This window comes from Pseudoalteromonas sp. BSi20439, from assembly GCF_000241165.1.
Lineage (GTDB): Bacteria > Pseudomonadota > Gammaproteobacteria > Enterobacterales > Alteromonadaceae > Pseudoalteromonas.
Genome location: NZ_BADW01000198.1, coordinates 21,436 through 46,518, shown reverse-complemented (window position 1 = coordinate 46,518; position 25,083 = coordinate 21,436). Strand labels below are relative to the sequence as shown.

Annotated in this window: 19 protein-coding genes and 2 pseudogenes; 16 read left to right on the top strand and 5 right to left on the bottom strand. The window is 40.3% G+C overall.

Features of this window, described 5'->3' with window-relative positions; genetic code table 11:
* The first annotated feature begins 21 nt into the window (after nucleotides 1-21).
* From mfd to P20439_RS15420, 3 genes and pseudogenes are all read left to right on the top strand, one after another.
* Nucleotides 22-3,494, top strand: a pseudogene (gene mfd, locus P20439_RS15430) (transcription-repair coupling factor).
* A complete protein-coding gene (locus P20439_RS15425; RefSeq protein ID WP_008468175.1) occupies nucleotides 3,494-4,330 on the top strand; it encodes a peptidoglycan binding protein CsiV in 837 nt (278 codons plus the stop codon). The pseudogene mfd and the gene P20439_RS15425 overlap by 1 nt, the downstream one beginning before the upstream one ends.
* A gap of 26 nt (nucleotides 4,331-4,356) precedes the next feature.
* Entirely contained in the window at nucleotides 4,357-4,611 is a 255-nt protein-coding gene (locus P20439_RS15420) for a hypothetical protein (RefSeq protein WP_008468173.1), read from the top strand.
* A 36-nt stretch (nucleotides 4,612-4,647) separates the two neighbouring features.
* Here P20439_RS15420 and P20439_RS15415 read toward each other — a convergent pair whose 3' ends face one another.
* From P20439_RS15415 to P20439_RS15405, 3 genes are all read right to left on the bottom strand, one after another.
* Nucleotides 4,648-6,015 carry a hypothetical protein gene (locus tag P20439_RS15415; RefSeq protein ID WP_008468171.1) on the bottom strand — a complete coding sequence of 456 codons (1,368 nt, stop codon included), beginning with the start codon at nucleotides 6,013-6,015 and terminating at the stop codon, nucleotides 4,648-4,650.
* 107 nt (nucleotides 6,016-6,122) lie between these two features.
* Nucleotides 6,123-8,825 (bottom strand): TonB-dependent receptor, encoded by a 2,703-nt coding sequence (locus tag P20439_RS15410; protein ID WP_008109820.1) that lies wholly within the window; start codon nucleotides 8,823-8,825, stop codon nucleotides 6,123-6,125.
* 760 nt (nucleotides 8,826-9,585) lie between these two features.
* The gene (locus P20439_RS15405; RefSeq protein ID WP_008468163.1) at nucleotides 9,586-10,008 is read right to left on the bottom strand and encodes a hypothetical protein; all 423 of its coding nucleotides are present in this window, start codon (nucleotides 10,006-10,008) and stop codon (nucleotides 9,586-9,588) included.
* Nucleotides 10,009-10,346: 338 nt separating this feature from the next.
* Between P20439_RS15405 and ccoN the strand changes: the two genes are divergently transcribed.
* The 11 genes from ccoN (at nucleotide 10,347) to ttcA (ending at nucleotide 20,359) form a co-directional block, all read left to right on the top strand.
* Entirely contained in the window at nucleotides 10,347-11,780 is a 1,434-nt protein-coding gene (gene ccoN / locus P20439_RS15400) for a cytochrome-c oxidase, cbb3-type subunit I (protein WP_008468161.1), read from the top strand.
* Nucleotides 11,781-11,792: 12 nt separating this feature from the next.
* Nucleotides 11,793-12,467 (top strand): cytochrome-c oxidase, cbb3-type subunit II, encoded by a 675-nt coding sequence (ccoO, locus tag P20439_RS15395; protein WP_008109817.1) that lies wholly within the window; start codon nucleotides 11,793-11,795, stop codon nucleotides 12,465-12,467.
* 6 nt (nucleotides 12,468-12,473) lie between these two features.
* Nucleotides 12,474-12,659 carry a cbb3-type cytochrome c oxidase subunit 3 gene (locus tag P20439_RS15390; RefSeq protein WP_010389598.1) on the top strand — a complete coding sequence of 62 codons (186 nt, stop codon included), beginning with the start codon at nucleotides 12,474-12,476 and terminating at the stop codon, nucleotides 12,657-12,659.
* Nucleotides 12,656-13,690: a cytochrome-c oxidase, cbb3-type subunit III gene (ccoP, locus tag P20439_RS15385; RefSeq protein WP_008109816.1), complete on the top strand. Its 1,035-nt coding sequence runs from the start codon at nucleotides 12,656-12,658 to the stop codon at nucleotides 13,688-13,690. Before P20439_RS15390 ends, ccoP begins: the two co-directional genes overlap by 4 nt.
* A gap of 148 nt (nucleotides 13,691-13,838) precedes the next feature.
* Nucleotides 13,839-14,330: a FixH family protein gene (locus tag P20439_RS15380; RefSeq protein WP_008109815.1), complete on the top strand. Its 492-nt coding sequence runs from the start codon at nucleotides 13,839-13,841 to the stop codon at nucleotides 14,328-14,330.
* 8 nt (nucleotides 14,331-14,338) lie between these two features.
* Nucleotides 14,339-16,711 carry a heavy metal translocating P-type ATPase gene (locus P20439_RS15375; protein ID WP_008468160.1) on the top strand — a complete coding sequence of 791 codons (2,373 nt, stop codon included), beginning with the start codon at nucleotides 14,339-14,341 and terminating at the stop codon, nucleotides 16,709-16,711.
* Complete coding sequence (ccoS, locus tag P20439_RS15370; RefSeq protein WP_008109812.1) at nucleotides 16,708-16,875, top strand: cbb3-type cytochrome oxidase assembly protein CcoS; 168 nt, start codon at nucleotides 16,708-16,710, stop codon at nucleotides 16,873-16,875. Before P20439_RS15375 ends, ccoS begins: the two co-directional genes overlap by 4 nt.
* The gene (locus tag P20439_RS15365) at nucleotides 16,868-17,539 is read left to right on the top strand and encodes a sulfite exporter TauE/SafE family protein (protein ID WP_008468159.1); all 672 of its coding nucleotides are present in this window, start codon (nucleotides 16,868-16,870) and stop codon (nucleotides 17,537-17,539) included. The genes ccoS and P20439_RS15365 overlap by 8 nt, the downstream gene beginning before the upstream one ends.
* 42 nt (nucleotides 17,540-17,581) lie before the next feature.
* Nucleotides 17,582-18,319, top strand: coding sequence for an FNR family transcription factor (locus tag P20439_RS15360; protein WP_008109801.1), 738 nt, complete (start codon nucleotides 17,582-17,584; stop codon nucleotides 18,317-18,319).
* Between the two features lie 106 nt (nucleotides 18,320-18,425).
* Nucleotides 18,426-19,352, top strand: a complete 927-nt coding sequence (gene uspE, locus P20439_RS15355) for a universal stress protein UspE (protein WP_008468158.1) — start codon at nucleotides 18,426-18,428, stop codon at nucleotides 19,350-19,352.
* Nucleotides 19,353-19,444: 92 nt separating this feature from the next.
* Nucleotides 19,445-20,359, top strand: coding sequence for a tRNA 2-thiocytidine(32) synthetase TtcA (gene ttcA / locus P20439_RS15350; protein ID WP_008468157.1), 915 nt, complete (start codon nucleotides 19,445-19,447; stop codon nucleotides 20,357-20,359).
* 48 nt (nucleotides 20,360-20,407) lie between these two features.
* Here ttcA and P20439_RS15345 read toward each other — a convergent pair whose 3' ends face one another.
* Together P20439_RS15345 and P20439_RS15340 are read right to left on the bottom strand one after the other, a co-directional pair.
* Complete coding sequence (locus P20439_RS15345) at nucleotides 20,408-21,469, bottom strand: hypothetical protein (protein ID WP_008468156.1); 1,062 nt, start codon at nucleotides 21,467-21,469, stop codon at nucleotides 20,408-20,410.
* Between the two features lie 164 nt (nucleotides 21,470-21,633).
* Nucleotides 21,634-22,692, bottom strand: a complete 1,059-nt coding sequence (locus P20439_RS15340; protein ID WP_008468155.1) for a hypothetical protein — start codon at nucleotides 22,690-22,692, stop codon at nucleotides 21,634-21,636.
* A gap of 328 nt (nucleotides 22,693-23,020) precedes the next feature.
* Here P20439_RS15340 and P20439_RS15335 point away from each other — a divergent pair, with 328 nt between their 5' ends.
* A complete protein-coding gene (locus P20439_RS15335; RefSeq protein WP_008468154.1) occupies nucleotides 23,021-24,310 on the top strand; it encodes an amidohydrolase in 1,290 nt (429 codons plus the stop codon).
* 132 nt (nucleotides 24,311-24,442) lie between these two features.
* Nucleotides 24,443-25,074 (top strand): annotated as a pseudogene (locus P20439_RS15330) (trimeric intracellular cation channel family protein).
* Nucleotides 25,075-25,083: the final 9 nt, after the last annotated feature.

The window sequence follows — 25,083 nt, the reverse complement described above, 5'->3', positions numbered from 1 at the left end:
CCTAATTTAATGGAGTAATTAATGGCGTTTGAGCAATGGGCAGCCTTGCCTTGGGTAAAATCTCAAAAAGATAAAATTCAATGGGGCGAACTTTTAGGCAGTGGCTTAAGCATTGCTATTGCACAAGGTGTAAAACAGCAAGATAACTTGGTGTTAATTGTTACCCCTGATACACCAAGTGCTCTGCGCCTTGAAACAGAATTAGAGTACTTGCTGCCTGATAACCCAGTGATGATATTTCCGGATTGGGAAACATTGCCTTATGATCACTTTTCACCCCACCAAGATATTATTTCAGCGCGCTTAGCAACACTCAATACACTGAAAAAAGAGCAACAAAGCGTGCTCATTGTGCCGGTATCAACCTTGATGCTGCGTACTGCCCCAGCATCATTTATATACGGCTCAACGCTGAACTTTAAAGTAGGCGATAGATTAGACACCCATGCCCTGCGAGAAAATTTAGAGCAAGCGGGTTACTTACATGTGCAACAAGTCATGGAACATGGCGAATATGCCATACGCGGCTCTATTGTTGATTTATACCCCATGGGGAGTAAGCATCCATTTAGGCTCGACTTTTTTGATGATGAGCTAGATACCATCCGTTTATTTGATGTGGAAACACAACGCTCAGACGAAAAAGTTGAAAAAATTGAGCTACTGCCTGCTCATGAGTTCCCTACTAACGAATCAGATATTGAACGCTTTAGAATAAACTATCGTGAAAAGTTTGGCGCAAGCGCAGAACAAGACTCTGTCTATATGCAAGTTAGTAAAGGTAATTGGCCTGGAGGTATAGAGTATTACATGCCGCTGTTTTTTGAAGGCTTGGCGACTATTTTTGACTACTTGCCTGACTCAACAACCGTCATGCAGTTAGGGGATTTAGAGCATGCAGCGGATAACTTTTGGCACGATGTTAATGTGCGTTATGAGAACCGCCGTGTAGATCCTCTGCGTCCACTATTACCGCCCGATGAATTATATCAGCCAATTAATGAGCTGTTTTCCAATTTAGGCAATTATGGACGCATTCGCCTATCGCAAGCAAAGCTAGGCACCAAAGCAGGTAATAAAAACCTCGCAGTTAATGAATTGCCCAATGTACGCATCGATCATAAACAACATCAACCCTACGATGCATTTATAAATTATGTGGCAGAACAAAAAAGAAAAAAGGCCGAGTTGTCATCAGTGTTGAGTCAGACGGTCGACGCGAATCATTACTGAGTATATTAAAACCTAGCGGCTTAAAATTTAAAGAATTTGATAGTTTTGAGCAGTTTACCAACAGCAGTAATGACGTTGGTTTAATTGTCAGTCCGCTTGAGCAAAGTGTAGTGCTTAGTACTAAACCAAGCTTGAGCATTATTACCGAGCAAGAATTGCTTGGGATCAAAGTATCACAACGCAGACGTCGTAAGCACAAGTATGAAGCAAGCCAAGACGCGCTAATTCGTAACTTAGCAGAGCTTAAAGAAGGTCAACCGGTTGTGCACCTTGACCATGGTGTGGGCCGTTATCAAGGGCTGCAAACGATTGATGCCGCCGGTGTGGTGACTGAATTTGTAACAATTACTTATGCAGGTGAAGCAAAGCTTTATGTGCCGGTATCGGCACTTCATATGCTTAGTCGTTACTCAGGCGGTGAAGAGGCCAGTGCGCCACTGCATAAACTCGGCTCTGATGCCTGGGATAAAGCGAAAAAGCGCGCCGCCGAAAAAGTACGTGATGTAGCCGCAGAGTTACTCGACATATATGCACAACGCCAAGCTAAGCCTGGTAATAAGTTTACGCTTGATGGCCAAGCCTATCGCCAATTTAGCGATAGCTTCCCGTTTGAAGAAACGGATGATCAACGTAACGCCATTGAAGCGGTACTTGGTGACATGCAGTCAAAACAAGCCATGGATCGCTTAGTATGTGGTGATGTAGGTTTTGGTAAGACCGAAGTAGCTATGCGTGCAGCCTTTGTAGCAGTTAACGATAATAAGCAGGTGGCTATTTTAGTCCCTACCACCCTACTTGCTCAGCAACACTACGATAATTTTAAAGACCGCTTTGCTGATTTTCCAATTGAAGTGGGCGTGCTGTCGCGTTTTAATTCGACCAAAGAGCAAAAAGAAACCCTGGAAAGAATGAGTGATGGCAAGCTAGATGTGGTTATTGGCACTCATAAATTGATTCAACAAGATATCAACTTTAAAGATTTAGGCCTGTTAATTGTTGATGAAGAACACCGATTTGGGGTTCGTCAAAAAGAAAAAATTAAAGCCCTGAGAGCTGATGTAGACATACTCACTCTTACCGCAACCCCTATTCCGCGTACATTAAACATGGCGATGAGTGGCATGCGTGATCTATCAATTATTGCCACTCCACCGGCTAAACGTTTAGCGGTTAAGACCTTTGTACGCCAACGCGACGAAGAACTTATTCGCGAAGCGGTACTGCGTGAAATTAAACGCGGCGGCCAAGTATACTTTTTACATAACAACGTAGAAACCATTGAACGTGTCGCTCAAGAAATTAGCGAATGGGTGCCTGAGGCAACAGTAACCTCTGCACATGGGCAAATGCGAGAGCAAGAGCTTGAGCAGATAATGACCGACTTTTATCATCAAAAATACAATGTCCTTGTGTGTACCACAATCATTGAAACCGGTATTGATGTGCCCACAGCAAACACCATAATTATGGATAGAGCCGATAAACTTGGTCTTGCTCAACTACACCAATTACGCGGACGTGTAGGTAGAAGCCATCACCAAGCCTATGCTTATTTACTTACCGGTAACCCTAAGGCACTCTCTAAAGATGCGAAAAAACGTTTAGACGCGATTGCCTCATTAGAAGATTTAGGCGCTGGCTTTGCCTTAGCAACTCATGATTTAGAAATTCGTGGTGCGGGTGAGCTATTAGGGGATGATCAATCAGGGCAAATGCAGACCATTGGCTTTAATTTGTATATGGAAATGCTTGAACAGGCCGTTAACGCACTTAAAAATGGTCAAGAGCCAACTCTTGAAAATCTATTACAAAAACAAACAGAAGTAGACTTAAAGCTACCGGCTCTGTTGCCAGATGATTATATTCACGATGTTAACGCGCGTTTAGGTATGTACAAGCGTGTAGCAAGTTGTGCTAGTCTTGCTGATATTGATGAGCTGCAAGTTGAATTGATAGACCGCTTTGGTTTATTACCCGATGCAGCTAAAAACTTGTTTAGCTTACAACAACTAAAAATGCAGACGAGTAATTTAGGCATAACAAAAATTGAAGCTAACCCGAAAGGGGGTTACTTTGAGTTTAGTCAAAATACTAAGGTTAATCCTAGCTTCATTATTGGTTTGATACAAAGTGCGCCGCATATCTACAAGATGGATGGCGCAAATAAATTACGCTTTGTCATTAGCGAGGCAAATGCCCGTGAACGCTTAAAAATGATCACTGCTATGATTGCAGATTTCGAAAAAAAGGTTAGCCATTAATGTTGCTGAAAAAATCGCTGGTTATTTTATGCTGCTTGTTCAGCAGTACTGCATTTGCAGAGCGCTGGTTTGAAGTAGAGGTATTGATATTTAAACAACGCCCTGCCCCATATCTACAAGAAGACTTTAGCTTAAAGCACGATGCCTTAGAAGATAAAAACACCTTAGATTTACTAAGCCCAGTTTATAAAAACCAAGCAATGGACGCGTGTATAAACGGCGATCCGCGTTTTCAAACACGTACCTTTGCTGACACCTTAGTTAATTCAAACCCACAGTCAGCAGCGTGTAACGACAGCATTGATTATGTAAAAAGTTACGATGTGCTACCAGTAACCCCTCAGGCACCAGCACTAGAGACGATGGAGCAAACTTACCTGTTAGCCCCTGAGCAATTGCAGTTCGAATCGCAACGTCAAGCTTTAAACCGCAAAGGGCTTACTCCTTTATTACATACCGGTTGGCGATTTGAAGGTGCGAGCAAATCACGTTCGCCTAGCATACACTTGTTTGCAGGCAGCCAATTAAAGAACAATATAAACACCGCGATTAGTTACGCCAATTCTGATTTTATTAGCTTGATAAATACGCCTGAGCCACTATTTATCGAAACTCAATCTCCCGAAATGAAATGGGAATTAGATGGGCTATTTAAAATACACTTGCGCCATTACTTATTCATTAATGCACACTTTGATATTAGTGAAAAACGTGACAACGGAGAGCTAGAGTCAGCCCGTTTTTCACAGTTTAGACGGGTGTTTAGCGAAGATATTCATTACTTTGATCACCCTCGACTGGGGATGATTGTACAAATTCGAAAATTTAATCATTAACGGTATTTACTCTAAGGAAAATAACAATGAAAAAACTACTAATAATTGCTGCAGCACTGAGTCTTGCGGCTTGTTCGAAAGTAAGCTTGGAAAATTACGAAAAAATTAAAATCGGAATGGACAAAACTGAAGTTGAAGCCATTTTAGGTAGTGCTGATAATTGTGTAGAAAAAACACTGCATACTAGCTGTACTTGGGGTGATGACGCTAAAAACATCGAAATTACCTTAGTATCAGACAAAGTAACGCTATACAGCAAAAAAGGGCTAACAGATAAGTAAGCTAGTTAAGGTTAAGAAATAAAGGAATAACGTATGTTATTCCTCTTTTTTAGCGTCACTGGTGTAAATCAGCTCTATATTGACAATTTTACTGCGATTTAAAGTGATTTTGTAGCGTTGATACAGTGCATTATCAGATTCGGTTAGAACTAATACCATATTTAATTGGTAGCGTCTTTCGACTCCCTGTTTAGAAATTTTATTATTTTCTAAATGGTAGAGTTTCCCCTCCCCCTTTTTTAAATAACGTGCAAATGGCGCAAGATTAAATTGCAGTGTTTGCTGTAAGCTATCGTAGCCTGGCAAAAATTCTTTAGCACTGACCCGCGTTTCACTAGCAAAATGCAGCCATTGCGCCGCCTGTTTATTTTGCTGACGACGCTTAGAGAAAATTTTCCTCACTTCTTTAGGAATTTTTTTAAACCGCGTGTATTCTAACCAAATAAACTGACTGGCTACTTTATCTTTTGTAATACTGTTTTTAAAAATAAAGCGCCATTTTGGCCGCCCCCGCACAATAGCACGCCAAATAATACGGGTAATATCTTCTTTAAATATTTCTCTCAGCCCGTAAATAACCCCTAAAATTAAAATCAATGAAGCGGTTATTTCAGTAAAGGTAGAACGCGCATTTAAAATAACCACCATTACAAAAGCCATTATAACGGCCGTTACAGAGCCTTTTACCAAACGTTTTAAATAGCTATTAAGATAGCGTGTTTGGCGCTGTAAAATCACTCCATGCTCTATTAAACGCTGGAGTAAACGCATCTTATTAGTAATTCTATTGGCGTCTTTAAGTGTTGAATCAGAATTATATTGCTGCTCTGCTCGATACTCACTCTCTGACTTACAAAAGTTTAGTAAGTCATTTCGCTCTTTAGCGTGATCGCTACTACGCGGGCCTTCATCAAGCAGCTTTAAAAAAGTTTGTTCAATTTGCCAGCTTAGGTAGTTATCAGCATTAGTATAAAACGGGATCAACTTTTCGTTATCTGGGGTGTAACGTCTGAGTTTTCGAAGTAGGCTTTGGCTTTGCTCGCAAAGCTCCATTGCACGTTGGTAAAATTCATCGCTTTCTTGAATTTTTAACGCATCTTTAATATCAGCATCAATAGCAAGGCGTACTTGATAACAATATAAATTTAGATTTTGTCGGTAGTCTTGTTGCTCACCTTTGTTTTTACTCACAAAGCGGCTTCGTACCAATGGAAGGTGGATATTATTAGCGTTGTAGGCTATAAAAGATTTAAATTGGTTATTAAAGTAAGACTCTTCGCTAAGGGTTTGTGCATTAATACCCATCTCGTTTGGGATAGAAAAATAGAGATCGAGACGCTGCTCTGCACGCGGTGATAATTGCGGTTCAATAACAAACGATAAATTTTCGTCTTGCTTTAACAATGATGCCTCCTAGGGTCTGATATTCAAGTTTACGTGCCTCTTTAATTTTGTTCAACAAAAAAGGCCTAGTAAAAACTAGGCCTTTTAGCAATTCTAATTAGTTAAAATTAGAATTTAACGTTTACGCTTGCAAAGAAACGACGACCTAACACATCGTAAGTGTACGGGTCAGTGTTTGAGTCGTTGTTACCAGTGTAGTAAGGAGGCTGTTTATCGAACAAGTTGTTTACACCTGCTGAAAGAGAAACAGTATCGTTTACTAGGTAGCTACCACTTAGGTCACTATAGATAACTGATGGTGTTGTAGGTGCATAACACGTGTCTTTATTTAGACATGCGTAGCTGTCCATACCCGCGATGTAACGCATTTGGTATTGTGCATCCCAGTTGTCACCTGACACATTAATGGTTAGGTTTGACTTAAGATCTGCATAACCACCAGTACCAGAAGTAATTACACCGGCGTAATCAACTGGAGAACCCGTTACTGCAACTACATACTCTTCTAAGTATGTTGTGTCTAAGCCTGCTTTCCAGTTAAGGCCTGCAGCTTCAAAGCTGTATGCTAGGTTTAAATCAACACCCGATGTTTTTTCAGAACCTACGTTTTGTAACTGGTTATTAAATTTAACACGGCCAGTTGCATCCATTGAAACACCCGCTGACTTACAAAGTGCTGTGCTAGAATTTGCTGGGTTATTTAGACACTGTTCAACAATGTATTGACTATCAACTTGTGTGATCGCATTTTCAATGTCAATCTCATAGTAATCAAGTGTCATTGAGAAACCATCAAACCACTGTGGCTCATAAACAATACCGGCAGTTAAAGTATCAGCTTCTTCTGGTGTTAATGCATCATTACCACCGACTGTTACTTCTGCTTGTTCTTGTGCACCTGGGAAATCAATTTGATCAAACGATGGTGAATTACCTGAATATAACTCAGAAACCGTTGGTGCACGGAAAGCTGTTGAAACAACACTACGTAACATTAATTCATCATTTACTTTCCAAGTAAGACCTAGTTTCCATGTCTCATCAGAACCAAATGTACTGTAATCGAATGCACGAATTGCTGCGCTTAGCTCAACATTTTGTGCAAGAGGTGCATCAGCTAGTAGAGGAATAGCGAACTCAACATAGGCTTCGTTTACATCAAAACCACCTGCAGTTGGCTCAACCATAGGGTCGTTTGCAAGGCCTTGCGCTGTTAATGAATCTGGCGTAAACCATGCTTTTTCTTGACGACGCTCTACACCCGCTGCAAATGCAGCATAACCTGCTGGTAATTCAAACATTTCACCTGAAACAGACGCTGCTAATATGAATAATTGGCTGCCACCGTTGTTAACTTCTGTGTAAACATTTTTGCGGAAATCTTCAGATACCCATGCAGCTTGATCTAATGGGTTGAATTTGCCTTCAGTGATTTGATCCTGAATGGCACCCATGTTGTGAAGATTACTTAACTTATCAACTGAGTCGTTACGACCGAAGTTAGCTGATACGTCCCAAGAATAATCACCCACAAAACCTTCTGCACCTACTACAGCACGAACAGTATCAACTGACTGTTCAAAGTAACGCGCGCCAGTGTCTGACATACGACGACCGTAAGAAATTGCATCACCATTTTTGTAATTCGTTTCTTGTGTGATGTAGTTACCATCAGCATCTTTATCTAAGTAGCCGTCACCATTTAAATCAACACGATTATCATAGCTTTGAGTTAATAGTGAGTCACCCATATTCTCTGTATTGTACTCAAAATCAAACCATACTGGCTGTGGTGCCATTTGCTGCTCTGACCAACGCTTTGTATAAGTAAATTCAGCAAATACGCTTGTGTCATCAGATAGTTCGTATGTAGCGATACCTGTTAAGTTTAAACGCTCCATTGGCGTGTAAAGGTAGCTTGCTGGTGAGTAGTTATAAGCATCTTCATTAGTATAACGATGGTAATCACCACCACGCCCTGTTACACCATTATCATCGATAAGAGAAACTGTTGTATCTTCGCCTTTAGCGTTTACAGTTGTGCCTTTTTCACCGTTACCGTTCCAAATATGACCGCCTTCATTGTATGAAGAACCTGTACAATATAAGCCGTTTGCACCTTCAGCAATTGGACAGTTTGAGTAATCACGATCAGCTTGAGATGCTTTACCACGGTCAGTGTACTGCATGCCGATAACAATATTACCTTTGTCGAATGAGCTGCCTACAGTGAAATCTATAGAATTTTCTGTTGCGTCGCCTTCGCCTGTAATTGCAGTGTTGACGTTCATGTCTAGACCTTCAAAATTATCTTTTAAGATAATATTTACTACGCCTGCAACCGCATCAGTACCGTATACAGCAGATGCACCATCTTTAAGTACTTCTACTTGCTTAATCATTGAAACTGGAATGGTGTTTAAATCAACCGTTGATGCTGCACCAGTACCTGATGCAATCATACGACGACCATTAACAAGTACTAATGTACGGTTAGCACCCAAGCCACGTAAATCGATACGTGCATTACCACCTGAACCATTATTAACACCAGGGTTGGTCATTGCACCGCCTGTAGCGGTCATTTTTTGTAAAACGCTATCAATACTTGTTGCACCCATAGCTTGGATGTCATCAGCACCGATAAGTGTAACTGGGCTTGCGTTTTCCATATCTGAACGCTTGATACGAGAGCCCGTTACTTGAATTTTTTCAATTGACTTTGCTGCTTCGTCTGCAGCTAAAACCTGAACACTTGAGAACATTGGGATTGCTGCAATTACAGCTAAACCAAGAGTTGATTTTTTCATGGATGAACCCTACTTGTTGAAAATTTACCTGAATTGGTAATGCCCACTTTTATGAGAATTTTGAGTGAGCGGGAGCAACTTAGGCGCCTTTAACTGAACGAAAACTTAACGTAAGACCAATTAAAGAGCAGCTCAATTTCTGTATGATTAAAAAAGGTACAGGTGTTAATGGTTGTTTCATTGTTAACCAATAAAAACAGATGCAAATCAAATACTAAACGAAAAACAATCACACAAAAAACACAGATGAAATCAAATAGGTAGAGTTTGTAATTAAATGTAACTATCGGGATAATGTGCCTTAAATAGGAAAGTTAACATGTTAATCACAGCTCGTTATTAAAACGGTAAAACTAGGTGTTAATTACTAACCATATTTATGCAAGGAGATTGTTTATTTAGTCTGAAATTTTTTGTTATAAGTTTTAATCATGCAAATTTTATGTGTATTGAGAGTTTCAGACTGGTTACAAGTTAAAGCAAAAACTGCCATCAAAGTGGGTCCATTAGATAAACCCACCTATAAATGATATGGGTGCTTTATTGCATGTATGAGCACAATTAAATAAGTAAGCCCATCAGCACTAAAGCTATTAAACTTGAAGATAAATAGGTTTCTTGTGATCAGTTAGGGTGGTTATTTTAATTGACGTGCTTTAACTGCAGATAACTATTGAGTGTGAGATAGGTGATATTTTGCTTTGCCACTATAATGCTATGGGAATGGCACAGTTAAAAGCCGCACCTGAATAGAATATCTTTAATAGGTAACGTTAAAAAAGTATTCAACATTTTCGCTTGTGGCGGTGTTTGTATCGACAGTAGTAAGAATAAGCTTCCACACCATGTTTTTTTCTGAGCAAATCCCAACCATAGTATTTGCTAACCAAATATGACCCTGTTTAGTAAACTGCACCGGAATGTAGCCCATATACATAGTTACTCCCTCTAACTTAGCCGCTGTTATTGTTACGCCAGCCGGTAACTGTGCATAAATTGAAAACGGTGTTTCCGGTGATAGGGTTTCCTCGCTCAGCCACACTTTAACTTGATTTGCAAAAATACAGGGGGCGTTATTTTTACACTCGGTTTGTGATTGGCTTACTTTTGGTGTTGATCCAGAAAAGTCACAACCTAGTAAGAATAGTAGAAAAGAAAGTAAACATACTCTATATATATACATGCAGGTTCTCAAAGTATCTAATGTATTAGTCCAACATTTGGACACGTTGGTTGATTATCGGCTTTAATGGGCAAGTAAGGTACAAATCACCTCAAAAAATAGACAGCAAGTTAATAAAGTTTGATTGATGTCATATTATTACGCAATTGACCTATCTTTTTAAGGCCAAAAAATTTATCATTTCAACCGCAAAAAAAAACAAGTATTTCTTGAGATTATTATCTTTAACAACCACATATTGTGGGTTTTAGATAGTATACTTTGGAATAGTAGTAGGTCCTACTTTTACAAGTGGGTAATTCATTTCTAAACGCATTTATTGCAGCGGAAGCCAGAAAATGAGCCAAACAGTAGCATCACAAACTGAGTACAATTATAAAGTTGTACGCCAATTCGCTATTATGACAGTGATTTGGGGCATCGTTGGCATGGGTATTGGGGTTCTGATTGCTGCCCAACTAGCTTGGCCAGCACTTAACTTTGACACACCATGGTTAACTTACTCTCGACTTCGTCCGTTACACACGAACGCAGTAATTTTCGCATTTGGTACAAGTGCTCTTTTTGCGACGTCTTATTACGTCGTACAACGTACCTGTCAAACGCGCCTTCTTTCAGATAAATTAGCCGCCTTTACCTTTTGGGGATGGCAGCTAGTGATTGTTCTTGCAGTAATAACACTTCCTATGGGTTTAACAAGCTCAAAAGAGTATGCAGAACTTGAATGGCCTATCGATATCTTAATTGCCATCGTTTGGGTCACATACGCTATCGTCTTTATGGGTACTATTGCTAAACGTAAAGTAGCGCATATTTACGTGGCTAACTGGTTCTATGCAGGCTTTATAATTACTGTTGCGGTATTACATATTGTAAATAGTATGGCTGTGCCTGTATCGCTAACTAAGTCATACTCTATTTATGCTGGTGCTGTTGATGCGATGGTTCAGTGGTGGTACGGTCATAATGCCGTTGGCTTCCTATTAACAGCTGGCTTCTTAGGTATGATGTATTACTTTGTGCCAAAGCAAGCGGGTCGTCCAGTTTACTCATACCGTTTATCGGTTGTTCACTTTTGGGCTCTTATCTCGCTTTACATTTGGGCAGGTCCTCACCACCTTCACTACACTGCACTTCCTGATTGGACGCAAAGTTTAGGTATGGTTATGTCTATTATCTTATTTGTACCGTCTTGGGGTGGCATGATCAATGGTATTATGACACTTTCAGGTGCATGGCATAAGCTACGTACTGACCCAGTTTTACGTTTCTTAGTGGTTTCATTGTCTTTCTATGGTATGTCGACGTTTGAAGGCCCAATGATGGCAATTAAATCTGTAAATGCGTTATCGCACTACACAGATTGGACTGTAGGTCACGTACACTCAGGCGCATTAGGTTGGGTTGCAATGATTTCTATCGGTGCTATTTACCACCTTATCCCAGCGTTATTCTCACAAGGTCGTATGTACAGCATTAAATTAATCAATACACACTTCTGGTTACACACAGTGGGTGTTGTTTTATACATTGTTGCAATGTGGATTTCAGGTGTAATGCAAGGTCTAATGTGGCGTGCAGTTAACTCTGACGGTACATTAATGTACAGCTTTGTTCAGTCGTTAGAAGCCTCTCATCCTTTCTACGTTATGCGTTTCTTAGGTGGTGTTTTCATCGTCGCAGGTATGCTGATTATGGCTTATAACGTTTATCGTACAGTTTCAGCGAAAAATAATTCGCTAGAACTTGATGAACAAGCGCAGTTAGCATAACGGAGTCAGATAATGAGCAATAAAAATTCGCAAAATAAACACGAAATTATCGAGAAAAACATCGGCCTTATGGCTATCTTGACTGTTTTCGCAATCAGCTTTGGTGCATTAGTAGAAATTACCCCGCTAATGTTCCAAGACGACACAACTAAACCCGTTGATGGGTTACGCCCATTAAACGCGCTTGAATTTGAAGGTCGTGACATCTATGTACGTGAAGGCTGTGCTAACTGTCACTCACAAATGATTCGTCCATTTCGTGATGAAGTTGAGCGTTACGGTCACTACTCGGTTGCGGGTGAGTCAGTATGGGATCACCCATTCCTTTGGGGTTCTAAACGTACTGGTCCTGACTTAGCACGTGTAGGTAAACGTTACTCAGATGACTGGCATTATGCGCACTTAGTTGATCCACGTGCTGTGGTTCCTGAGTCGAATATGCCAGGCTTCCCTTGGTTAGCAGAGAACACGCTCGATACAAGCTTAACTCTGAAAAAGCTACAAATTTTCCGTGACACGTTTGCTATTAACCCAGAAAACCCAAAACACCCGGGTTTAGGTTATGGCAGTGACGAGGAATTAATCGCTGACATTGCTAAAGTTGACGCAATGAATGACGGTAAAGGTGCAACAGAAATGCAAGCCCTTATTGCTTATTTGCAACAACTTGGCACACATTTGAAGTAGATTATTATGGACTACGGGACATACAGAGGCATTTTGACTCTGGTAATTTTAGTATTATTTATTGTGATTGTTGGATGGGCATATAGCAAGCGTAGTAAAAGTCGTTTTAAAGACGCTGCTAATGTCATCTTTGAAGATGAAAAAAAACACAACAATACACTCTCTAACGAGGAAAAGGGGTCTGAGAAATGACTAGCTTTTGGAGTATATGGGTTATTGTATTAACCCTTGCATGCTTAATCATTATCTTTGGTCTACTAGTTTGGAACTTAAAAAACTATGTAGGCGTAAAAGAAGGTGAAAGCTGTGGACATGAGTTTGACGGCATTGAAGAATTAAACAATCCACTACCAAAATGGTGGACTTACATGTTCTTCGCAACGTTTGTATGGTCTGTTTATTACCTAGCAGCTTACCCAGGTTTAGGTAATTGGGAAGGCTTGGCAAAGTGGACTAGCTCAAATCAAGGTGTTACCTCTTTAACTGAATCGAAAGAAGCAGTCATTGATGCTAAAGAAGATGGCCGCTTTGTAAAGCTAGATGCAGAATACCGCGCTGCTGAAGAGCGTTTTGGTCCGATTTTTAATGAATTGGCAAAAACCCCTGTTTTAGAATTAGTTGACTCTAAATTAGCGGGTGATGCAGCTCAGCAAATCGCTCTTGAAAATGGCACTAAACATGAACAAACGCAGGGTCAATTAGCAGTTGAAATTGGTCAACGCTTATTTGCTCAAAACTGTGCGCAATGTCATGGCTCTGATGCTCGTGGTGGTACTGGCTTCCCTAACCTAACAGATAACGACTGGTTATATGGCGGTACACCTGACAAAATCAGAGAAACGTTACTTTTAGGTCGTGTTGCAGCAATGCCGCCTTGGGGTGATGCATTAGGCGAGCAAGGCGTTAAAGAAATGACCGCTTACGTACTTAGCCTATCTGGTCGTACTGTTAACCAAAAAGACGCTGAGGCAGGTAAAGCGAAGTTCGCGATGTGTGCAGCATGTCATGGTGCAGATGGTAAAGGCTCAGTTGCGCATAACCTACCGTTTGGTGCACCAAATCTAACTGATAACATTTGGTTATACGGTGGTTCTCAACGTGCTGTTGAAGAAACACTTAACCACGGTCGTGCTGGTGTAATGCCTGCATTTAAAGAGATTTTAGGCGAAGACAAAATTCACCTATTAACTGCTTACGTTTACAGCTTATCGCAAGAAAAATAACGATAAAGTTAACAAAACGTTTCAGTTTTAATCTTTTTATTTCAATAGATTAATACAGATCAAAAAAGCCTCCACTCGGAGGCTTTTTTTAGTCTTTTTCTTTTATTTATTATAATATAGCTGCACATTCATCAATTTTAGAGCAACTATGCAACCGACTCCGTGGTATAAAAATTTTTGGCCTTGGTTTTTAATCTTCTTCCCTCTAGCTGCAATTATTGGCTGCATTAGTTTATTTATTACAGCTATAGGTAACGGTCCAGATATGGTTGTGGACGATTACTATAAAAAAGGCAAAGCAATCAACTTAGAACTAATCAAGTTTGATAAAGCAAAAGCCTTGTATCTGCATGGTGACCTAAATGTATCTGATGAGCGAGTAAGCTTTAAATTTACTAAAGGCGATACCAGTAATATCCACGCACTAAAATTGTCATTTTTCCACCGTACTATTAAAGCCCACGATTTTGAAGCTACTCTCACTCCAAATGCTAATCAAGAGTTTACTGCATTATTAGAAAGCTACACGGCTGGTGCTTACTCAGTGTTTATTGAACCCGTTGATGCTAGTTGGAAAATGAAAGAAAGTGTCACTTTACCAACCACAACCACCGTTTTAGTTACTCCTAACTATAAGTAGTATTTAGTATGTCTAAAAATTGCTTTCATTGTCTTGAAAGTGTGCCTGCTGGGTTTAGCGCACATGTAGTTATAGACAATACATCTCAGCCAATGTGTTGCATTGGCTGTCAGGCTGTTGCACAGAATATCATTGACCAAGGAATGACCGATTACTACAAATACCGCACTGTTAGCGCTGGTAAAGTAGAACAACTGGTTCCTGAACAGCTCGCTTTTATTAAAAGCTATGACAATGAAGATATTCAAGATGAGTTTATTAGCACCCATAACGACAGCTCTGAGGTACTACTGAGTGTTGAAGGTATAACTTGCGCTGCCTGTGCTTGGCTTATTGAAAAGCAATTATTAAACCTTAAATCAGTAAAACGCGTTGATGTAAATACCTCAACAAACCGCGCCATGATCCACTGGGATAAAAACGCCACGCCTTTAAGTGAGCTAATTACCTCACTGGCTGAAATAGGTTATAAAGCGTACCCATTCCAATCAGATTTAGAAGCCCAGCAAAAACAGCAAACTGCCAAAGCGTATATTCGTCGTCTCGGTGTTGCAGGTTTGATGACCATGCAAGTGATGATGTTTGCCTTTGCAATGTACTTTGGCATGTTCTCTGGAATGGACAGCAATTTTGAACAGTACTTTAGATGGATCAGTTTAATTCTCGCCACCCCCGTTATTCTATACAGCGCCCTGCCCTTTTTAAGTAATGCAATTAATGGCTTAAAAGCAAAACAGCTGAATATGGACTTGCCAGTATCATTGGCTATTTTTGGTGCTTATGGCGCTAGCTGTTATGCCACAGTAATGGAAGTAGGCGAAGTTTACTTTGAATCTATTTGTATGTTTACCTTTTTACTCTTATTAGGTAAATACTTAGAGTTTAGAGCGCGTTTAAAAGCCAGTGAATTTACTGCTAACTTGCAAAAGTTGTTACCACTTACTGCGCGTACGCTCGATGAACACGGTAATGAGCACATCATTGCCGCCAAAAAACTCAAACTTAACGATATTGTGTTAATAAAGGCAGGCGAAACCATTCCTGCTGATGGCATATTAGTTAAAGGCAGTACCAGTGTTGATGAGTCGATGATGACCGGCGAACATCAACCAGTACGAAAGTATATTGATCATAACGTATATGCAGGCACGGTTAATCATGATGGTATAATTGAAATAAAAATCAATAAGCTCGGCCAAAACACCCTGCTTAATCAAATTATTCGCCTGCAACATAATGCCCTGACAAAACGCCCAAGACTGGTTGAAATTACCGATAAAGTGGCGCAGTGGTTTGTTGCTGTATTACTGCTATTTGCTTCCATAACTGCGATTGGTTGGTATCAGGTAGACCCTGACGTTGCATTTTGGATCACTATTTCGGTGTTAGTGGCCACTTGCCCGTGCGCATTAAGTTTAGCAATTCCAACCGCATTAACCTGTGCTGTAGCAACCTTAACCCGCAAAGGCATATTAATTAAGCAAGCGCATGTGCTCGAAACCCTATCAAAGCTCACTTTATTTGCCTTTGATAAAACAGGTACGCTTACACAAGGTAAGTTTAGCCTCGACGTGGTTGACATACTTGATGATAACTACAGTAAAGAGCAAGTTCTTGATATTGCAGCCCAGCTTGAAAGTTATTCTGAACACCCTATTGCCAGTGCATTTAAGGAGTTTAAAGGACAGCGTAAATTTGACGATGTACAACTCCACCCAGGCATTGGGATCAGCGCTCAGTTTGATAATACGCATTACGCTATTGGTAAAAGTGGTTGGTTTGATACAAAGAAAACCAACGCACAGGCCACGCTTTACATAAACAAGCAGGCTGTTGCACGCTTTTACTTTGTAGATAAAGTTAAAGCCGATGCCGATAAGCTAATTAATGTTTTACAAGCGGCTAACCTTAGTTGCCATATGCTAACTGGTGATGCATCTGATGCGGGTGCCAAAGTCGCTAAAAAGTTAAAGCTTAACTCAGTGCAAGCCAGTTGCAGTCCAAAAGATAAACAAAATGCCGTTGATCACTGGTCATCGCAAGGTGAAATTGTTGCTATGGTTGGTGATGGCGTAAACGACAGCCCAGTATTTGCCAGTGCCCATTTATCTATCGCCATGGAAACCGGTGCCGATATATCTAAAAACAGTGCCGATGTTGTATTGCTTAACAGTGACTTAGCCTCCATCTCGCATTTATTAACCGTTGCCAAGCAAACACGACGTATAATTAAACAAAACCTAACACTTTCTTTATTATATAATGGCTCAATATTACCGCTTGCTGCTATGGGCTTAGTTGCGCCGTGGATGGCGGTTATTGGTATGTCTGCCAGCTCAATTATTGTGATATGTAATTCACTAAGGCTATTAAAGTTATGAGCATAATTTATATTTTAGTTCCTATTGCTATTTTGTTTGTATTAATTGCTATTGGCGTATTTTTTTGGGCTGTAAAAGGCGAGCAATTCTCTGATTTAAACAAGCAAGGCCACAGCATTTTGTTTGAAGACGACAAAGAGCAGCACAATAAAAGTAATGATTGACCCTATATTTGTTAGTGCTTTTTTAATGGGCTTAATTGGCAGTGGTCATTGCATTGCTATGTGTGGCGGGATTGCCAGTTCGTTACAACTTGCCAGCAATAAACGTCAAACATGGTTATATTCTGTTGCTTATAACAGCGGTCGAGCTTTAAGTTATATGCTAGCAGGAGCCCTTGTTGCGGGTATTAGTAGCCAGTTTGCCACGCAAAACTCTGCCTTTTCATTATTTTTGTCATTTTTAGCTGGTATTTTCATGTTACTGGTCGGCGTTTATATTATGCGCATAGCCGCCACCTTACAGTGGCTTGAAAAACTGGGTAAAACCCTTATTTGGCAGCACTTAATTAAACTTAATAAATATTTAATGCCCATTGATTCGCCTTTAAAAGCCCTTGGTTATGGCGCGTTATGGGGCTGGTTACCGTGCGGTTTAGTATACTCTGCACTTACTTGGGCAATGACCAGTGGCGACGCCCTCAATGGTGCTTTGGTTATGCTGGCATTTGCCCTAGGGACATTTCCTGCCATGATCACTTTAGGTGTGGCTGCACAAAAGCTAAATACGCTTTTTAACCACCCATGGACACGAATAACATTAGGCAGTGTTATCATTTGGTACGGTATCTACCTTCTGATCATTGCAACAGATAAGCTAGTGCATTAACATTGATAAATGTCGTGCATAGAAATTTAACGGATTGAACTTATGGATTTTTCTCAAAGTCGTGCTAAAGGTAATTGTGCTATTAGCTGTAATAACTGCAGTATTAGCCAGTTATGTTTACCATTTTCTTTAAATGGCCAAGAAATGGATAAACTTGATGAGATCATTGAGCGAAAAAAACCATTACACAAAGGTGACTACTTATTTGAATCAGGCGCGCCTTTAAATGCAATTTATGCGGTTCGTTCAGGCTCGTTTAAATCGTATACCTTGTCTGAGCAAGGCGATGAACAAATTACCGGTTTTCACTTAGCTGGCGACCTTGTTGGATTTGATGCCATTAACAAAATGCAGCATCAAAGCTTTTCTCAAGCACTAGAAACCTCAATGGTATGTGAAATCCCCTTTGATACCCTTGACGAACTTGCTGGTAAACTGCCTAAGCTACGCCAACAAATTATGCGCTTAATGAGTAGTGAAATAACCTACGATCAAGAAATGCTGCTATTACTTAATAAAAAGTCTGCCGAAGAGCGCCTAGCGAGTTTTATTTATAATTTATCAGAGCGTTTTGGTGAACGTGGTTTTTCACGTAAAGAATTTAGATTTACTATGACTCGCGGTGAAATTGGCAACTACCTTGGTTTAACTGTTGAAACCATTAGCCGTTTATTGAGCCGTTTTCAAAAGGCAGATTTAATCAAAGTAGAAGGTAAGTTTATTACTATTTTAGATAATGACGCGCTTGCGAAAACAGCTGCGATTGTAAAACCCCGTTAATAGATCAATAAATTGATATAGAACAATAATCTTAGTGCTACCCCTTTAACTGTTGTGTATTTGCGTTACACTAAATATATAACTGTTAAGTGAATGGAGTAGCACAATGGAAACGATTAAACGTATTATCGCGGTTATTGACCCAACTAAAGACGATCAAAATGCCCTCGCGCGTTCAATAGATTTAGCCAAAAAATCGGGTGCGAGCATTACCGCCTTTATGACGGTTTACGATTTTTCTTACGAAATGACCACTATGTTATCAGGCGATGAACGTGAAGCAATGCGTCAAGCCGTCCTCAAAGATCGCGAGCTATGGCTTAAAGATCTGGTCTCTCCTTATCAAAATATTAATATTGATACGCAAGTTATTTGGCATAATCGCCCATACGAGGCAATAATTAATACCGTTATCAATGATAAATACGACTTAGTTATCAAAGGTACGCATCAACACGGCGCACTAAAAGCGGTTATTTTTACTCCTACAGACTGGCACTTAGTAAGAAAGTGTCCAACGCCGGTATTATTTGTAAAAGATATGCAATGGCCAGCACAAGGTAATATTTTAGCTGCCGTAAATGCAGTCAGTGAAAATGAACAGCACCTCTCACTTAATAAGCGCATTATTAAAGATGCACAGTTTTTATGTGAACTCGCTAATGCTAAACTTAACTTAGTCAATGCTTACCCTGCTACACCGGTAAATATTGCCATAGAAATTCCTGAGTTTAACCCCGGGCTTTACAACGAATCAGTTAAAAAACATCATATTGAGTCAACTAATGAACTAGCTAATGAGTTTAACTTAACCTCTGAGCAGTGCTTTATAGAAGAAGGCTTGCCAGAAGATGTGATACCAGATGTTGCTAAACGTTTAAATAGTGAATTAGTGGTTATTGGCACTGTGGGACGTACCGGCTTAAGTGCAGCATTAGTAGGTAACACCGCTGAGCATGTTATTGACAGCCTTGATTGTGATGTACTTGCATTGAAACCTGACGGCTATGTAAGCCCCCTTGCAGAAAGTTAACGTTTGCTGTAGCTGTGATATTACATATGGCATATAATACGCCCCTTTATTTTTAGCAATTAATTTTGCCGTACTATTTATAAGGGGGCGTAGTGTCTCATTCTGCTCAAGCCAAAGCTCAACACAACTTAAATAAGCTTCAAAAGCGTTTACGCCGCCTCACAGGTCAAGCTGTCATGGACTTTAACATGATAGAAGAAGGCGACCGTCTTATGGTGTGCTTATCGGGCGGAAAAGACAGTTATACTATGCTCGATATGCTGCAACATTTACAGCGGGTTGCCCCTATTAAGTTTGAGCTTTTTGCGGTTAACCTTGACCAAAAACAACCAGGCTTCCCTGAGCATGTACTGCCTGAATACCTTGATAACTTAAATATTGAATATAAAATTGTCGAAGAAGATACCTACAGTATTGTTACCGATATTATTCCTGAAGGTAAAACAACATGCTCACTTTGCTCTCGTCTGCGTCGTGGTATTTTGTACCGCACCGCTAAAGAGCTAGGAGCCACAAAAATAGCTTTAGGCCATCACCGCGATGACATGATAGAAACCTTGTTTTTAAATATGTTTTACGGTGGCAAACTTAAAAGTATGCCGGCTAAGCTAATGAGTGATAACGGCGAGCACATGGTTATTCGCCCATTAGCATATTGTAAAGAAGCCGATATTAGCCAATACGCATTTAGCCAAGGCTACCCTATTATTCCGTGTAACTTATGTGGATCACAAGAAAACTTACAACGTAAGCACACTAAAAATATGCTAGCGCAATGGAATAAAGAGCACCCTGGGCGTATAGAAAGTATTTTTACTGCCATGCAAAATGTTGTGCCTTCGCATTTAGCTGATAACCAACTGTTTGATTTTGCAAATCTGCAAACCGGTGACGTTATTGATGGTGGCGACATTGCGTTAGATAAACCCGACATACCAAAAGCGCCGGTTAATCCTGAACAAGATGAAACAAACCAAGCAGATGTAGTTACTATTAACTTAAGCTAATTTTTAAGGGTTTGCAGTAATGCAAACCCTACACTCTGTTCTATGCTGCTACTTACCGGCAGCTAATCCTTGTAAAAACTCTAAACTCTGCATTTCTTGTTTATTCGCCTGATAAGGCAGCTGTTGTAAGCTATCGTAAGCAAAATCCTCAATAGTAAACTCACTTATTTCACTTTGTCCAAAGCTGTTACGCTCACCTGGGCTTGGCGACATACGTTCAATAACAAAGTCCCTCAACCGTAAGTCATTCGTTTGCTTAGGCAAAACAGACCAATGCGCTTTAAAATCAATTTGTTGGCTGCCTTCATTTAAACGTGCTTTAGCAACTAAATGTGCTAATGGCGAAGTTCCACTGTATAAGTTAGCTCTTAGACGATATAAGCCACTTTTTATCACTGTTAAGTTAGCAGGCACTATCATATTATCATTGCGTGGATACGCGTTATCAAAGCTAGTTAGGGTTGCACTAGGCGGCATATATTGTATTTGTGCCACCACAGGAACCATTTTACCCGCAATGTCTGCCTCAACTAATAATTGTAAATTGCGAGGGAAATCTTCTTCACCTTTAAACGTAATTGCCAGCTCATTGTCACGAGCAACACCGCTGTGTGTTTTTAACGGCTGTTTAGTATCAGTATTACTGAGTGCCACCTGTGCTTTGTCTAAATTTTGTGCACTTATGGTTAATTTAATCGCTTGCGGGTAGACATAGCGATATTGAGATAAACTTAAGGTTAACTCCCCGCCCTGCTCTCCCACTGGGCTACTAACCGGAAAAAACTGATTTGGCTTAAGCCGGTCTTCATCATATACCGTTAGAGGTTGCGAATATGGCGGAAATGCTAAGCTTTGCTGATATTGCTGCGCTACCGCCGATGCTGCTTTAGCTATATCTTCATTAAACTCATGCTGCTCTTCAGGCATTTTTTTTATGCTTGATTTAACTGCTGGTACCTCTGATTTTGCCGACATAGCCGCAAGTTCAGGTGTTTTATTATGCTCTTTAGCTGTTGTTTGCGAAGCTGAATAACTAGCATTACCTTGACGTAAAAACCACATCAAGCCGGCAACAATAATCACTAAAGCAATAACGTAGGATTTTTTCATTGTTATTTATCCTATAACATCAATTCGCAATAGCAGTTAATCATTGTTAGAGCGATAACCTGTTGCTATTTGCATTCAGGTTTTCTTACCTAAAAATAAATCACTGAATAAAGCGAATTAATATAAAAAGCGTGCAGCATATAAAGCCGCACGCACAATCACATTTATGGGATCACATTATATATAAGTGCTGATGCACTCAAATTATCTGAGCCTTTTACATAACGGTATTGTTTTTTCCAAAACCAGCTACCGGTGGTTTCATCTACAGTTTCATATCCTAATGTATCACCAGCTACGCTAATATTATTCATCGCCACCGTTACGTTACCTTGGCGCTGCGCTTGTTGAATTTCGTTATGGCTGTAGCTATTAGTCATCATTAAAGGATAATGGTATGGCATAAAGCTACTAACAGGATCACCTTGTGAAGTTAAACGCCCATTGGTGTCAATATTGGCACTACAACTACCAAATGAGCTTACCGAGCTTGCGCCACATGATGAGTGAGTAGCGACTACCGAATCATCGTTACCACGTAAAAAGCCTGCCGTTAAACCTAAGTAAGCATTACCATCGGCCACAAAACGTAATCGTGGTGTACGCGCATCAGGTAATGGCGCAATTCTGCGTGCATTATTAACTTTTAAATCGTGTAAAACACCTACCGCTTCATTAACCTCACTGCCTAGCCACCATGTTAATGCAGCATCAACTGCAAAATTCCATGATGCGCCGTTTAACGCGCTCACCGCTAAGTCGGCTAATTCACTGCCGCCACCAGCACCTGCTAAATCAAAGGTCGCTATAATATTAAGCGGTTTTAAACCCGCGTTTTCTAGCCAGTTTTCTTGGTTATCTATGATATATCGGGCAACTAAATCACCGGTTGAGTGGGTTACAAACACACAGCCTGGTTCGCATAGATTTGAACGAGAGATCTGTTGTAGCTTGGGCCATACCCAATCTGTGGTAATTTTGCCTTCTATTCGCTCATATGCAGGCCAATCAATACGCTCATCTGCACGATTCACCCAATAAGACTGCCAATAACTTTGACCGTCATTTACCACATCACTGCCTGCTTTATTAGTAAGCTGAGATACTTGCAAGCCATGAATTAAAACTACTTTATACTCTTTACTGAGCGCAGAAAAACTCATTAAGAGTCCTATTGCGGCTGCAAATAAAGTCGCGCGTTTAAATATGTGTGTGTTATTCATATTAATCCTTAACTGATTCAATATTTTTATTATGCTTAGCTTATTACACGCTGATGTCAGTGCATGATAAAAGCAATGCACTGACCAGTATTGGGAACAAACTCAAAAAATGCAACATTTTGTTATCATTTCCACCGTTAAAGCTAAACATCTGCACTAAAATACGACAAAAGCGCTAAACTATTGTGCTAAACAAAATAGCAATAAATACTTTTTTAAGCAGCTTCAACAAACTTTTCTTGGACTGCGATTAACTATTAAACAACACTACTTTTTATTGATGTAATAGCGTAAGTTAATTACACACGATGAAAACCAAGGAATTAAAATGATAAAAAAAATAATTTTTGGCAGTGTTTTATTTACTGCTATTTCAGCGCCTAGTTTTGCTAGTAGCATTAACACCCAACTTGAACATGCAACACAAAGCGTGAGTGAAAAAGTCATTACATGGCGTCGGCATTTGCATCAATATCCAGAGCTGAGTAATCGCGAATTTGAAACCGCGAAGTACATTACTAACCATTTAAAATCACTGGGTCTTGAAGTACAAACTGGTGTTGCGCATACCGGTGTTGTGGCTAAATTAAGCGGTGGTAAAAAAGGCCCTTTAATCGCCCTTCGTGCCGATATGGATGCTTTACCCGTTACCGAACAAGTTGATTTACCCTTTGCCTCTAAACAAACCTCAACCTATCGTGGTAATGAAGTAGGCGTTATGCATGCCTGCGGGCACGACACTCATGTTGCTATTTTAATGGCCGTAGCAGAATCACTGGTAAAAATTAAAGATCAGTTAGCGGGTGAAGTACTGTTTGTATTTCAACCGGCTGAAGAAGGTGCCCCCGAGGGAGAAGAAGGTGGCGCTGAGCTAATGCTAAAAGAAGGTTTATTTAAACAAAAACCTGAAGCGGTGTTTGGCTTACATGTCACCAGCTCACTTAATACTGGTCAAATTGGCTTTAGAGAAGGGCCACTAATGGCCAGTGAAGACTCTTTCACAATTAACGTAACGGGTCGTCAAACTCATGGCTCGCGCCCTTGGAATGGCGTAGATCCCATAGTTGCTTCATCACAAATTATAATGGCAACTCAAACAATCGCCTCACGCCAAGTTGATGTAACTAAAGCACCTTCTGTTATTTCGTTTGGCGCGATTAATGGCGGCATACGCTCAAATATAATCCCTGATAACGTCGAGCTAATTGGAACAATTAGAACCTTTGATCAAACTATGCGCGCCGATATTAAAAAACGTTTAGCTAAAACCGCTGAGCTGGTTGCCGAATCCGCTGGTGCAAAAGCCGACGTGCATATAGATCACGGTTACCCTGTAACAGTAAATAATATTGCACTGACTCAAAAAATGACCCCTACGCTTGCCCGTATTGCTGGCGCTGACAACATTATTACAACAGACTTGATTACCGGTGCAGAAGACTTTAGTTATTATGCGCTAGAAACCCCTGGACTGTTTTACTTTTTAGGTGTCACTCCAAAAGATCAAAACGCTAAAACGGCGCCAAGTAATCATTCACCTCAGTTTTATGTTGACGAAAATGCCTTACAACTTGGCGTAGAATCATTATCACAACTGGTCGTTGACTACTTACAATAACAACCCAGTATAACAAGCACAGGGCTAATAACCTGTGCTTATGTTATAGAGAGTGTTATTCAGCTAATATAAACCCCCAATCACTTACCTTTAATATCTAATGTAAATTCTCAACTTGGTAAGGACACCTCAATGACGGCAGAATATTTTAACTTTTTGAGCCTTATTGGCGTCGCATTTTTTGCAATTTCAGGTGCGTTATTAGGCCATGACAAAGACATTGGTGGATTTGGTGTTGTCGTTGTTGGCTCAGTCACTGCGTTAGGTGGTGGCACACTAAGAGACATTCTTCTTAACCAACCTGTATTTTGGATAGCCAACCCCGATTATTTATACGCTACCTATGGCGCTATTTTTGTCACCGTAATGTTTATTCGCCACTTACCCGATGTGTCTAACTATTACATGTTGCTGGTTGACGCCATTGGTATGGCTATTTTTAATGTGGTCGGTATTGAAAAAGCACTCATTGAAGGCACAACCATGGTGGTTGCGCTTACAATGGGAATGACAACGGGTATATTTGGCGGCTTAATACGTGATGTGATCTGTAGAGAAGTACCGCTGGTGATGCGCGAAGAACTTTACTCCACCGCGTGTTTTGCAGGAGGCTTAACCTATGCCACGCTATTTTTATTAGAAGCACCTTATTTATGGTGCATTATAGGTTCATTATTGGTAACCGTTTTCTAAGATTGGGCGCACTGCATTTTGGCTGGCAACCCAACGTTTTTAGAAAGCGAACCCGAAAAATAAACGATTAGTATAAGTAT